Annotated in this window: 11 protein-coding genes; all 11 read right to left on the minus strand. The window is 46.7% G+C overall.

Translation table 11 applies throughout. The features are described 5' to 3' along the window. Nucleotides 1-29 precede the first annotated feature (29 nt). The 11 genes from AC3ITG_RS24625 to AC3ITG_RS24675 all read right to left on the minus strand — a co-directional run bounded on the left by AC3ITG_RS24625 (nucleotide 30) and on the right by AC3ITG_RS24675 (nucleotide 13,357). Complete coding sequence (locus AC3ITG_RS24625; protein ID WP_063565318.1) at nucleotides 30-893, minus strand: phosphate ABC transporter substrate-binding protein; 864 nt, start codon at nucleotides 891-893, stop codon at nucleotides 30-32. 55 nt (nucleotides 894-948) lie between these two features. Continuing rightward, the gene (locus AC3ITG_RS24630; protein WP_489251638.1) at nucleotides 949-2,343 is read right to left on the minus strand and encodes a stalk domain-containing protein; all 1,395 of its coding nucleotides are present in this window, start codon (nucleotides 2,341-2,343) and stop codon (nucleotides 949-951) included. A 281-nt stretch (nucleotides 2,344-2,624) separates the two neighbouring features. Beyond that, on the minus strand, nucleotides 2,625-3,491 hold the full coding sequence (locus AC3ITG_RS24635; RefSeq protein ID WP_489251639.1) for an aldo/keto reductase: 867 nt from the start codon (nucleotides 3,489-3,491) through the stop codon (nucleotides 2,625-2,627). Between the two features lie 69 nt (nucleotides 3,492-3,560). Then, a complete protein-coding gene (locus AC3ITG_RS24640; RefSeq protein ID WP_489251640.1) occupies nucleotides 3,561-3,992 on the minus strand; it encodes an RrF2 family transcriptional regulator in 432 nt (143 codons plus the stop codon). Nucleotides 3,993-4,062: 70 nt separating this feature from the next. After that, a complete protein-coding gene (locus AC3ITG_RS24645; protein WP_489251641.1) occupies nucleotides 4,063-4,947 on the minus strand; it encodes an AraC family transcriptional regulator in 885 nt (294 codons plus the stop codon). Nucleotides 4,948-4,982: 35 nt separating this feature from the next. Beyond that, a complete protein-coding gene (locus tag AC3ITG_RS24650) occupies nucleotides 4,983-5,810 on the minus strand; it encodes a sugar phosphate isomerase/epimerase family protein (RefSeq protein WP_489251642.1) in 828 nt (275 codons plus the stop codon). A 12-nt stretch (nucleotides 5,811-5,822) separates the two neighbouring features. Continuing rightward, a complete protein-coding gene (locus AC3ITG_RS24655; RefSeq protein ID WP_489251643.1) occupies nucleotides 5,823-6,830 on the minus strand; it encodes a zinc-dependent alcohol dehydrogenase in 1,008 nt (335 codons plus the stop codon). A 325-nt stretch (nucleotides 6,831-7,155) separates the two neighbouring features. Next, a complete protein-coding gene (locus tag AC3ITG_RS24660; protein ID WP_489251644.1) occupies nucleotides 7,156-9,813 on the minus strand; it encodes an endo-beta-N-acetylglucosaminidase in 2,658 nt (885 codons plus the stop codon). A 99-nt stretch (nucleotides 9,814-9,912) separates the two neighbouring features. Further along, nucleotides 9,913-11,412, minus strand: coding sequence for an ABC transporter substrate-binding protein (locus tag AC3ITG_RS24665; RefSeq protein WP_489251645.1), 1,500 nt, complete (start codon nucleotides 11,410-11,412; stop codon nucleotides 9,913-9,915). Nucleotides 11,413-11,470: 58 nt separating this feature from the next. Then, on the minus strand, nucleotides 11,471-12,427 hold the full coding sequence (locus tag AC3ITG_RS24670) for a carbohydrate ABC transporter permease (protein ID WP_413372987.1): 957 nt from the start codon (nucleotides 12,425-12,427) through the stop codon (nucleotides 11,471-11,473). A gap of 24 nt (nucleotides 12,428-12,451) precedes the next feature. Further along, nucleotides 12,452-13,357 carry an ABC transporter permease gene (locus AC3ITG_RS24675; RefSeq protein ID WP_205524889.1) on the minus strand — a complete coding sequence of 302 codons (906 nt, stop codon included), beginning with the start codon at nucleotides 13,355-13,357 and terminating at the stop codon, nucleotides 12,452-12,454. Nucleotides 13,358-13,370: the final 13 nt, after the last annotated feature.

Consider the following 13,370-nt stretch of genomic DNA (forward strand, 5'->3'; position numbering starts at 1 on the left):
GCGAGAATGATGGACGTTCGCAGCTTTCGTTATTTAACGGCAGCAAGCGGGATGAATTTCAGTTTTTTCAGGGAACCGTTCTGGAACTTGCTGCTTTGGATATACTCGATGAACGCTTTGGTTGCTCCCGTAGGTTGACCTTTGGTCATGTAATATCCAATGCCCCATACTTTGTATGTTTTGTTCAGGACGTTTTTCTCTGTTGGTGCTACGCCATTGATGGATACAGCCTTCATTTTGCTAGTCACATACGGAAGGTCAATATACCCGATTGCATTTGGTGTCGTTTCAATCGTTGTTTTCATATCGCCGCTGGAGCCAACCTCTTTGTAGTTATCCCCTTTGCTCATGAAATCCTTGCCATCCAGAGCTTTTTGTTGGAAGTTAACCCGTGTACCGGAACCAAACTTGCGGTTAACCACAACGATGTTGGCATCCGATCCGCCAACTTCCTTCCAGTTTGTCACTTTGCCGGAGAAGATGTCTTGCAGTTGTTTTGTTGTCAGATTGCTTACACCCACATTGGTATTAACGACAGCCGTGAACACTGTTACAGCTACCGGATTGGCTACCAAGCCATCAAATTTCTTGAAGCCAGGTACATCTTTGGATGCATCCCAGTCTACAGCCCCAATGTCCGCGATCCCTTTACGAACGGATTGAGGACCTGTGATGGAACCTGCTGCGGAAGCCGAGATTTTAACTTTTGGATTATCTTTTTTGAATTCGCTGGCAGCTTGAAGTGTCAGTGGAAGTAATGCGGAGGAACCGTTAATGACAATTTTACCTTTCTCTGTGCTCTTGGCAGCTGATGCTGTCGTTGCGCCACCCAGTCCACCAATCAGAGATACAGCCATAAGCATTGCTGTGAAGGGTTTGATCCATTTTTTCATGTTAATTAAACTCCTCTCGAATTAAAAAGCTTGTGATCATATTTGATATAAAACATTACTTCGTAACGGCTCTCCAGCTTCCGCCAGCTTGCACCAGAACTCGGCCGTTCTCAACCACAGAGATTTGTGTTCCGGCAACCGCGATGGATGATACATCGGAAGATACGGTGTACAGCTTGGTTTGTTTTCCAGTTACCGGGTCGATCGAAAGGATCACGCTGTTGTTGTCATCCTGGGCCGCCAGTACATACAAGATGCCACCCGACAGAATAGCTTGTTCTACATCGTACTCGGTGTACACCGGCGTAGACTTTTGAGATGAATCCACAGACAGCAATGATGCTTTACCGTCTTCGGAAGGTACACTCACGTAGTAGGCTTTTTGTCCGTCAGCAGACCATACAAATACCTTGTCGTCGGTTGATGTTGTGAGCTTCACAGCCTCTGGTTTTGTATTTCCTGTGTTATACGAAAATATTTGCTGTTGATTGGATGAGAAATCAATGGAGACATTGTCTTCATCCACATTGGTTGTATCCGAAGTTACGGTACCAAGTGTTGTTACGGTATAGATGAATTTCTTACCGTCAGCAGAAACATTCAGGTTTTCCTTATAGTCCACCTTGTCTTCGACCACTTTCGTAATCGCGCCATCCGCCAGATTCAGCTTGGCAATCACGGACCCTTTATCCCCTTGCAGGAAGTAGATTGTATTCCCGTCAGCAGACCATACCAACTCAGGCTTGATGCTGTTGTCGCTCGTGATCAGTTTCGAAGCCTTGGTCTTCAGATCAATAACATAAACGGCTCCTTCGGCATTCGTATACGCCGCTTGATCACCACTTGGCGAAATCACGAGATCCGATCCACCGTCTGTCGTTAACAACAACTCAAATTTGCCGCTTGTTGTATTGACGAGATAATCGTTTCTGCCATTGTTATCGCTCTTGGAGACAATCAGCTTATCCGCTCCGGCAAAACGAGGATTCTCGACTTCATCGATCAAGGATACCGTACTGATCTCAAGCAGTCCGTTTCGCTTGACAATCGTACCGCCAACGCCCGACACCAGTGGACGAAGAGCGATGTAACTTGTACCACCGATGATAGTAACTGGTTGATTCAGATTCACTTTGACGTCATCTACCACGATTTGTTTGCTATTGTTTTGGAGCGTCACGCTGTGATCATTCAGCTTGATCACCGTCGTTCCGCTATGTACTTCGGCTTGTGCGCCGATGGCTTTGATCACATCACGAAGTGACACAAGTGTCTCGCCATTTTTAACGATGGAACGAACGATGACGCTGTTACCGTTTATTGTAAGCGTGGAATTTTGCACCTGAGCTGCATTAGCCACAGGTTTTACTGCAGGAGCAGCCGATACTGCACTAACCACAGAAGTACCTAACACTGTTGCTACCATGGACACTACTAACACTTTTTTCATTGACATTGGCTCTTGTCACCCTTCTCTATTCCATTTAATTTGCCTTGTTTTGTCATGCCCTGCTGTCTGGTATTCTGCATATATCGTCTTTATGAGAGCTTGTCCGGCTCATCCCCCCAAACTTCCACGTTCATAGTAAAAATGACCTATCACGATTGTAATTATAGGAGAGATTTGTAAACGGTAAATCCTGGAATTGTTAACGAATTGTCAATGTTTTCATAACACACAAAAAAGAGTCATTGGAATATGACCCACGACTCTTTTTTCGACTTATTTTCCTAGATAAAAAGTTTCATCAATGTATTAAAAATCGGATTCACAATATAACCTGTCGGATGGATAGAATACCTCTTACCCGAGTTCAGACGGCTGATCTTCTCCATTTCTTCAGTGGAAAGCTCAAAATCAAAGATTTCACTATTTTCTCTGATCCGCTTTGGATTGGATGATTTGGGAATCAGGATGACGCCCCGTTCCAGATGCCAACGCAAAATCACTTGAGCCACCGTCTTATCGTGATGATCAGCGATTTCCTTCAATACGGGATGCTGCAATAACACTTTATTCCCCTGCCCCAGTGGACCCCACGCCTCATGTAAAATTTGATGTTTGTCCATATAGGCACGCAGTTCGTTCTGTGGAAATTCCGGGTGCGTCTCGATCTGGTTGATCATCGGCAAGATTTTCGCGTGCTTCCTTAATTCTTCCAGATGCTGAATCTCAAAGTTCGCGACCCCAATGACTCTGATCTTGCCTTCCTCGTATAATTCCTCCATCGCTTTCCACGTTTCGATATACTTTGGCGAGGCAAAATGGATTAAATACATGTCGAGGTAATCGACACCCAGCTTGTTTATCGTTTTCTGGAAAGCTTTCTTGGTCGCTTCATAGCCATGATCCGTATTCCAGACTTTCGACGTGATGAAGAATTGCTCGCGCGGAATCTGACTATGCCGGATCTCTGCTCCCAGCGCTTTCTCATTCCCATAGATTCTGGCAGTATCAAAATGTCGGTACCCGACCTGAATGGCCTCGCGAGTCGCTGTTGTAAATTCTGCTTCTTTCGTTATTTTGTAAACCCCAAAACCCAGTTGAGGAATGGGAACTCCGTTTCTTGCTTCAATCACTTTGGTATGCAAATTCATTTTGACTGCTCCTCTCAAAACGGAATATACTTGATATATATTATATCTAGTTAAAGCCAAAAAAAGAGGTTAACCCTTTTTTTCTTCATGAAACAGATCGGTTAACCGGATGTCTTTTAAATAATTCTGCATTGCGATCTCTGCGCCTTCAAGATGATGAATGACCTTTTCTTTCACGTCATCCACGTCTTGTCCCTGGAGTGTTACATCGGTATGAATTTTAAACAAATCTTTGCCGGGTTCAACCGCCAGGAATACGTCCAACATCGTGATTTCAGATAAAGGCTGAGCAAGCAATATGCCGCCCTTGGCCCCTTCTTTTGCCATCGTCAGTTTGGCGTTATTCAGGTTGCGAATGACTTTTACCGTCGTAGGTACCGGAATATTTAGCTGCTCCGATATCACTTTGGTCGATAGATAGTTATGACAGTTCTTCTCCGTGTATACGTGAACGTAGAGCAGAATCGAGATTCCCTGTGATAAGGCTGTAGAGTATGCCATTGCATCCATCCTAACTATTTCTTTTCTAAATATACTATATATCTTTTATGTTTAGTTAGCAACTATCAGCCTATTCCCACTCTACCCTCGATTTCATCGCTGCATATTTACTGGGAGTGATACCTACAGCAGTCTTGAAAGACCGACTGAACAGATGAATACTCGAAAAGCCTACCTCCTCGGCAATCCGGGTTAAATTATGTTTTCCTTCTATAATTCTTTTCTGGGACTGCTCTATTCTGATATGTGTCACATATTTGTGAAGGGTAATCCCCAGCTTGCTTTTGAACAAATGCGATAAATGGTTCGTCGATACACCGACATGTCTACTGATGGCAACATTATTTAATTGAGGGTCGGCGTAGCATTCATGAATATAACGAATCGACTTTTCAATGAATGCCCACCCCTTGGTCATGTTCCCCTCTTGGTCCTGATCTTCGGATTGATTTTTGATAAACAGATGCAGCAACTCCAAACATATGGATTTCGTGATTAACGAAGATCCTCCCCGCTGCTCCTGAAACTCCTTATGCATAAGCGCAAATCTCTTTTTCCATTCGATTCGATCGGCTAGCTGCAAATGAGAGATTGGGCGTATGGAAGCCAGCTTCATTTCCCTATCCGCCAGATCAGGTCGTTCACTATGAGCTGCACTCGTATTCTTCAATAAACTACGCTCTTCCTCATAATACAGATCAAAATGAAAAATATACTGAATCAATGGCTGCGTGGAGGTGGACCGAATGATATGAGACATGAATGGATGCATCAGCACAATGTCGCCTTCTTTGACCAGGTATTTCACACCACTCAAGAAGAACTCTGCTTCCCCTTGTTCGATGTATGTATACACATGATCGTGGTCTATCCATTCCCCTGCCAAAGAAAATGATTCCGTCACTCTTGCCGCTCTTACGAATGGCGAAATGCTATTCATCCATGGCTCATACACATGTATTCCTCCCAACTGCCTTCTCACTGATCCGGTTATATTTTCGCAAACACTTTATCGAAGCCTGCTTTGGACTTGGCAAACAATTCACTTGAATCGAGGGTTGGCGTTGGTGCCAGCACCTCTTGAGATACAACGCCAGTGTATCCAATGGTCTTCAGATTCTTCAAGAACCCCTGCAGATCGATTACTCCCTCGCCAGGGTATAAACGCTCATGATCCAGCAATTCTTCAATGGGCAGATCATAAGCATCATTGATATGAACATGGACAATCTGTTCCTTCTTAAGATCCAACACCTCTTCGATCTTTAATCCATTTGTATGCCAATGATAGGAATCCACCAATAAACCAACATTCGGAGCATGAATTGTTTCGATCCAGTCAAGCGTATCCTCCACACTCCAAATGAATGGATTCTTCCATTGAGTGCGCAGATGATGACAACCCACAAACTCCAGGCCCAGTCGAATTCCATATGCGTCCAGAATATCTGCACATAATCTCAATCGTTTGGTAGCTGCCGCCATAAATGATGCTGCTGGCTGGTCTGTGGAAGGTAAAATATAGGTACAACAGCTATAACAGTTCAATGCAGCAGAAGCTTCTGCCATTTGAACCAGCGATTGAAGTCCTTCACGAAACTGTTCATCTGTGGTTCTCCAGTCTACGGTCAGATCGGATGAACCGATGATCACCTGATTGCTTTCCAACAGATGTTTGGCCTGTTCCTTGCCAACCTCTTCAATGAATGAGAGCGGATTCAAATCTACAGACTGAAATCCGTATGTTGCAGCATTCGTAATATATTGTTCATTGGACTCGATGTTCCCTAAGCCTGCTCTTGTTAACCCTCTAATCATTCCAATCTCCTCCTAGGACCAGTCAAACAGTACACCGTTATACTGGTCTTTATTCATTCTCAGGCCCTCGTATGCTTCTTGCGCTTGATCCGGCTTCATCACATGACTGATCAATGGTTCGATATGCAGCTTGTTCTTTAACATCAGTTCAAATACAATGTTCGAATTTCTCACCAGGGAATGCTTAACGAATTCGTTCGGCTCAACCGGGAAGCGCCATTCATGTGCCCCCTTAAACGTAATGCAGCCTCGTCCATACAGGTGGCAGTAGTTCAATATATCGGTGACATCCGTGTTATATTCGCCTCGTGGACTGCCCAGGAAAATAATCTCTCCTAGCTTCCCGATCCACTCCAGACTTTGAACACCTACACTGGGTACACCCGTCGCCTCAATATGAGTGGATACACCTACTCCATTTGTTATGGCATGTATCTTTTCTTTTACTTTATCTTCTCCGCCATGAAGCGTATAGTCAACCCCACATGTCTGGGCAGTCCGAATTCGTTCTGGTGACAGGTCCACGCCAATCACAGTTGCACCTTGAAGGCGTGCCAATTGAGCAGCCAAATTCCCTACCAATCCAAGCCCCGTCACGCCAACAACGTCCCCAAGTTCAATATTGGATACACGAACTGAGGTGAATGCCACGGTTGCCATACGGGTGAAGGGAACCCACTTCAAATCCAAATGCTCAGGTACCTTGATGAAAACATGATCTGTGGATACCACTTGATATTCAGCATGTTGACCATAATGGAACACAGCGTCGCCGGGCTGAACATGGTGTACACCCTGTCCCACCTCGATCACTTCACTTACACTCGCATACCCCGGACATACGGGAAGCTTGGCCCATTCTTCTTTTCCCGATAACATGGCCAGCTCCGTTCCCGGACTGATGAGGGAATAGATCAATTTCACCAATACTTCCTTCTCACCTAGAGCTGGCAAAATAAAATCCTCTTCTACCGTCTCCACTTGCAGCGGACGAGCAAACATGATCTTTCTATTCTTCATCACCTTCACTCCTTTCTTATCTTTTTAACTACAATATAAGACTTTTCATTCGCATTGTCTTTGATTGCAAAACCGATTTTTTATCTAAAACAACGATTTTAAAACCTTTGCAAGCGAATCCAACATAAACGTAAAAAGACTCACAAGATCCAATGATCTGTGAGCCTCAAATTCAGTCATATTCAGACGTAGTCTGACGCAGTGCGGTACACCCGTTAGACGACCGGCTACTTCAAGGATATCCAGCCGTCATTGAAACCGGATTGGCCGCATGGTTCCTTTTTTGCTAATTTCACAGCTACACTTGTCACTTCTCAATCGCCAACTACGGCTGCAACCCATGAACCTCAAACTCATAGATTCGGGCTGCCGTATCGCCGCCCTGCGTAGGTTTCAGCACATTCAGCTTCACATAACGAGCCTTGACCAGTGCAATTGCATCCGAGGTTTCGGCTGCGGTATTCCCCTGTACATGAACTACATCTGACCAATTCACGCCATCAGCACTGACCTGGATCGAATAGTCGCTCGTATTAAAACCTGCCCACTCCCCACCACTCTCCGCATGTTTGATGACAAAACCACTGATCTGATGTTCTTTGCCAAGATCAACTTGCAGCCAATGCGGCTGGTTACCCAGTGCGCACCACTTGCTGTTGTCCGTCACCTTGCCGTCAATTGCCTTTCCCGCACCTTCAGCAGGTCCGCAGGCATGGTCGGCAGTGGCCGTTTTGCCAAGTGCGACATTTTTGATCCCGGAAGCACCCTTACTTACGGTGATCAAAGCTTGCTTCGTTACCGTATCCTGCCCCGAGCTGTTGGTAGCTGTAAGCGTCACATTGTACGTGCCTTCCTTGTCATACGTTACCACTGGATTCTGCTCCGTGCTGACAGCCGGGCTGCCATTCTCAAAAGTCCATGACCAGCCTTCCGTCACCTCGGAAGAGAGATTAGTGAAATGCACCTGCTGACCCGGTGTGATCAGCGTTGCATCGGCCTTGAATCCTGCTTCCGGCTTCGGATACGCTGGCCACTGGATGGTCACGCTGGCAGCTTGGCCGCGCTCATATTTTGCATTCACTGCCACGACTTTCAGTACAGTTCCCTGCTCAGCGTTGATTCTCTTCATCTCAGGCACATAGAAGACGTTATTCGTGGTCGCACCCACCCAAGTCTCTTTGCCGTCGGGTAGTACACGGTAAATCTCATATTGTTGAACTTCCTCGTCCAACGCTTTCCACTGCAATCTGGCATCACCGTAAATACCCCCGCGGAAATCGGATTGGATGACATTCAATGCTTGAACTGCTTCAAGTGGCTTCACTGGATTAGCATTGTTCTGAATGGATATCTGACCAATATGGATGTCATAATCCGATATGATTTCCTTGCTGTCAAAATACAAAGACAATGCCACAATCCGCTTTCCTTTGTAAGGCGTCAGATTCAAGATGTCCGTCGTCCAACCCAATGCCTTTTTGTCTTTTACATCCAAAAAGACGAACTGGTCAGGACGGTCTGCAAAAGCCAGGCCAACCTTCATGCTTGGCTTGTTCTGCGTTTTGTACGTGATCGACAGCTTGGTAGCTGGCTCAATCTTCAGATCGGTTTGATACAGCTTCAGATGGGTGGCATTTGCCGAACTTAGCGTACCCGCTACCTTAAGGGAACTGCCCCCATAGTAGGCATCCGACCAATCCAGGGACGGCGTAAGTGCTTTACCCTTACTCTCTGTCAGCCAGCGCCATGTCGGAAGTACGTCCTGCAAACTGCGGTTATTCCATCCAGTCTCCCGCACCTGCGTGCCATCAACATAGAATTTCTCGCCACTGCCCGTGTTGAAGTTGGTCGTAAATGGAAGTTGGTTCACCGGCGATGACTCAACCACATTGTTCGCAATCCCTTTCCAGGCCTGGCTTGTCGCCGTATTGGCCGGGTTGCCGTTCTGCCCTACCCAGAACTTATTTTCACGGGCAAAGAAATCGGTCATGCTGTCCGCGCTGTTGAACGACCAATCCGGCCGGTAAATGCCGAGGGAAGTCACCGCCGGTTTCCCCTCAGGAAACAGCAGATTCCATTTCAGACTGGTATCGTATCCTTTAGCTTCGACATCGATACCTGCGAACAGTTCGAATGGCGATCTGCCCAGGCTTTTGGCTTTGGCCGCAGAACTACCAAGATCATTCCACCAGAAATTCAGGAACATGCTGTTTGATACCTTGTTCCCGTTATCCTGCAGGAACATCGCATTCCGGTCCGTCAGCGCATTTTGCCATGAAATATTGCCTTCCTTCGTCATGGAATCATACCAGATGATCTCCATACCCGCGGGCTTATGATCCTGAAGATAACGGAGGAATGTCTTCATTAACTGTGCGTCAGTGGCTGTTCCTCCCTCGGTCTCCTGGTTGATAAACCAGCCGTCAAAACCGTAGTACTCCGCCACCTCAATCAGTTTATCCGCAGCCGGGAAGGAGCCGTCGCTGTTCTGCTGAAGCATTTGCTTCACCCACTCATATTTGCCACCGTATACGGATGGCGGGAAGAACACTGTGCCCATGATTGGCACTCCGTTCCGGTGTGCCGCATCAATCGTGTCGGCGCTTGGCGGCACAATAATGCCTTCTCCCGCCGAGCCACCCCAATATACGAGCTTGTCGACATACTGCCAGTAAGAGAACGTATTTGCAGAAAATGTATCCGAGCCCTGTGATGGAACGCCGCTGGTTCCCTGATTCAACGCAGACAAGGCCATGACTTTGGGATCTTTCGTTGCGTTCGGGTTAACTGCCTCTCCTGTGAATCGACTCTGGAGCGGAATGGTGCTCCGGTTAAAGGCCGCATCCGGGTCGGAAGCTGGATTCCAGTTAAGCAATTGTTCAGGCAGCCAATAGGATGAATAAGGTTGCTTCGCCAAGGCCGCTGAGGAAAGAACAGCGCATAACAATATTACAAATAGGAGACTCGCACCAAGCTTTTTCATGCCATACCCTCCAATCCAATTTTGGCAATCCACTCAGGGTAAAAAAAGAAACGCCCGTCAAACCGGACAGACGTTTCCATGTCTACTTTATGATTCAGGTTATTTTTGATTTGCAGCTTTCCATTCGTCGTACTGCTTTTGCGCTTCTGCAATCACTTTATCCAAACCTGCCGCTTTCAACTTCTCGATCGCTTTCGGCAGATGCTCATCCGGGTCAACAGCCCCCGTCATGATGGATGGGTAGAATTCTTTCACGATGGCGGAGATGGAAGCCACTTCCGTCTTCACCGGATCAGGATTGAAGTTGAAGCCAAAGCTCGGAGCAACCTTCGCGGAATTGTTGAATTCCTTGAACGCTTCCCACTTATCGGCTGGATCTTCCTTGTGCATGTAAGTCAAGAACAGGTTACCCAGGGCAAAACCAGGCATCTGGAATCCGTCCTTCATTGCTGGCAGATCCTCAATGACATTATCCGAAATCTTTTTGTAATGTGTACCTTCAATGCCGTAGTTGATCAGGTTACGCAGATATGGATCGGTATTCAGCAAGTTCAGGAACATCATGGCCCGTTCCGGGTTCTTGGAGTTCGCCGAGATTGCATGCATAGCGCCTGTTGCCGAGCCAGTGAAAATAACCGGATCCTGCATCGGTGTAGTCACGATATCATAGCCCGCACTTCTGGACCATCCCAGTTCGGCGTACGGCTGTGTCTGTTCACGGTCAACAAACCATTTGCCTGTCTTGATGTTGTCGATGCCTTCCAGTGTTGCTACATCCTTGCGCAGATAACCAGCCTGATAGTATTTACGGATGGTTTTCAACGAGCTTTTCAGCTCTTCGGATTCCAGCACATTAACGTATTTACTGGTGTCACCATTCATGTTGATGCCAACCGGGAATTCGTCACCCAGCAGGAAGTCGAACGCCAGATAAGGCTTAAAGCCCTTCGGAACAGCCAGCGGAGTAATGTCGGCTGGTTCATTGTCCTTAATTTGCTGCAGGTAAGGCTCCAGATCCTCTAATGTGCGAATCTTGGTGATGTCCATGTTGTATTTATCAACGTACTGCTTGTTGAAGCGCCATACCCATTGCGAAGCCAACTCTTTGTTAACTGGCACGGCATAGTTTTGGCCACCGATCTGCGATCCGGTAAGGAACCGTGGATCAAGCTGCTCTTTAATGTCTTGACCATATTTATCCAACAGATCATTGATTGGCAGGAATGCTCCTCTAGTGGCATTTGGCAGATAGTCATAAGCCCAGGAAGAGGTGAAAGCGATATCATAATTTTCGCCCGAAGCGGTAATGACTGGCATACGTTTGGAATAATCACCCCAGTCAATCATCGTGATGTCGACGGTTGTATTTATTTTCTCCATTAAGTATTTGTTCATTTCTTCCTGTACCATTGGCAGATCGCGCTGTGGACCACCAATCAGATATACCTTGAGCTTCACTGTGTCCTTATCGCCGGATTCTCCCCCGGATGCCGCATTCCCGCTTGTATCATTGGTATTACTGCCACCGCAGCCTGCTAGAACAGTAGAAAAAGCAAGCAGTAAAGTAACCATGAGCAGAGCGATTTTTCTTGTCTTCATGTGTATCCCCCTTATCAATGTTATTGTTACTGCCCTTTGAGGGCAGGCACAACCAGACTTATTCTTTGACCGAACCAATGGTCAGGCCTTGTATAAAATACTTTTGGAAAAAAGGATACGCCAGCGCTACCGGCAGTGTAGCCAGGACAACCATCGCCATGCGGACGGTCTCCGTCGGCAGTGTCGAGGCAATGTCGTAGGAAACGACCCGGCTGCTGTTTTGCACAACAAAATCCATATTGTTCTGTATTCGAATCAGCAATGTCTGGAGCGGAATCAAATTCGCATTGTCGATATAGAGCAGCGCATTGAACCAGTCATTCCAGAACCCTAACGTACTGAATAATCCAATAGTCGCAATGCCCGGCAACGAAATCGGCAGTACGATGCGCGTATAGATACCGAATTCAGTAGCTCCGTCGATTTTGGCCGACTCAATAACCGCATCCGGCACGGTGGTCGTGAAAAATGTACGCATGACGATAATGTAAAAAGCATTCATGATCGACGGCAGGATCAGCGCCCATATCGAATCCCGCAAGTGCAGCACCTGCGTAACCACAATGTAACTGGGAACGAGACCGCCGGAAAATAGCATGGTGAAGAAGGCCAAAAAGCTGAAAAACCGACGCTGCGCAAAATTTTTGCGCGAGATGGCATACGCATACGTGGTGACCAAATACAGTGTTAGCGCGGTTCCGACAACCGTCACCGTTAAGGTAACCCCAAACGATTGGGCCATCTGCTGCCCGGATTCCATAAGGAATCGGTAGGCATCCAGCGTCCAGACTTCAGGGAATAACTTAAATCCATTGATCGCCAGCGCCTTCTCATCCGTAAATGAGATGATAACGATGAACAGAAACGGAAAGATACATGATAAGGCAAACAGACCGATAGCTATATTAAAAATCACATTGGATAATGGCGAAATGGCATTCAGATCTCTCGATTTCTTTCTGGTCCTCTTCGCATGGGCAGATGCCCGCTTTACCGGTTCGCTTAAATTACTCATGGACAGCACCCCCTTGCCGCAAACCTAAAATACGGCATAATCCTTTTCAATTTTACGCACAGCATAGTTTGCCAGCAGGACAAGAATCAAACCGACAACCGATTGATACAATCCTGTAGCTGTACTCATTCCTGTATCACCCATAATGGTCAAGCCGCGGTATACAAACGTGTCGATGACATTGGTGACCGGATACAGCGCACCAGAGTCCCGCGGAACCTGATAGAATAGTCCAAAGTCGGAACGGAAGATCCCGCCGATCGCCAGAATGGTGAGGATGATCATTAGTGGCCTGAGCAGTGGCAGCGTAATGTACCTGATCTGTTTCCACTTGGTGGCGCCGTCGATCATCGCTGCCTCATAATAAGAACGGTCGATACCTGCGATTGCTGCCAGATACACTACACTTCCATAACCTGCACCTTTCCACAGGCCGAGCAGAATGAGAAAATACGGCCAATACCCTGTCTCACTGTACCAACTGACCGGATCTCCACCGAAATAGGTAATGATCTGGTTGAACACACCTTTTTCCACACTCAGAAACGAGAAGACGAAATAACTGATAATAACCCAGGACAGGAAATAAGGCATAAACATCGCGGTCTGGTAGATCTTCGCCAGTCGTTTGTTCAGCAGTTCGTTCATGATGATCGCAAGCGTCACCGCGAGTACCAACCCGAGAAAGATCAGCCCCAGGTTATACAGAATGGTATTACGTGTGATGATATAGGCGTCACTGGTTGAGAACAGAAACTCAAAGTTCTTGAACCCGACCCATTCGCTTTTTAGAACGCTTTCAAGAAATCCGCCCGGATGAATCCGGAAGTCCTTAAAAGCAATAATCGTTCCGAACATTGGCAAATAGGCAAAAATGATAAACCACGCTGCTCCCGGCAGTACCAGCAGAAGAAACGCCTTGTTCTTCATCAGACTTTTGAAG

Source organism: Paenibacillus sp. GL_099_B (assembly GCF_057835695.1).

What these genes read in the sequence shown, in the direction of transcription:
- AC3ITG_RS24625 (WP_063565318.1), bottom strand. Translation starts at nt 893, where the DNA reads ATGAAAAAATGGATCAAACCCTTCACAGCAATGCTTATGGCTGTATCT.
- AC3ITG_RS24630 (WP_489251638.1), bottom strand. Translation starts at nt 2,343, where the DNA reads ATGAAAAAAGTGTTAGTAGTGTCCATGGTAGCAACAGTGTTAGGTACT.
- AC3ITG_RS24635 (WP_489251639.1), bottom strand. Translation starts at nt 3,491, where the DNA reads ATGAATTTGCATACCAAAGTGATTGAAGCAAGAAACGGAGTTCCCATT.
- AC3ITG_RS24640 (WP_489251640.1), bottom strand. Translation starts at nt 3,992, where the DNA reads ATGGCATACTCTACAGCCTTATCACAGGGAATCTCGATTCTGCTCTAC.
- AC3ITG_RS24650 (WP_489251642.1), bottom strand. Translation starts at nt 5,810, where the DNA reads ATGATTAGAGGGTTAACAAGAGCAGGCTTAGGGAACATCGAGTCCAAT.
- AC3ITG_RS24655 (WP_489251643.1), bottom strand. Translation starts at nt 6,830, where the DNA reads ATGAAGAATAGAAAGATCATGTTTGCTCGTCCGCTGCAAGTGGAGACG.
- AC3ITG_RS24660 (WP_489251644.1), bottom strand. Translation starts at nt 9,813, where the DNA reads ATGAAAAAGCTTGGTGCGAGTCTCCTATTTGTAATATTGTTATGCGCT.
- AC3ITG_RS24665 (WP_489251645.1), bottom strand. Translation starts at nt 11,412, where the DNA reads ATGAAGACAAGAAAAATCGCTCTGCTCATGGTTACTTTACTGCTTGCT.
- AC3ITG_RS24670 (WP_413372987.1), bottom strand. Translation starts at nt 12,427, where the DNA reads ATGAGTAATTTAAGCGAACCGGTAAAGCGGGCATCTGCCCATGCGAAG.
- AC3ITG_RS24675 (WP_205524889.1), bottom strand. Translation starts at nt 13,357, where the DNA reads ATGAAGAACAAGGCGTTTCTTCTGCTGGTACTGCCGGGAGCAGCGTGG.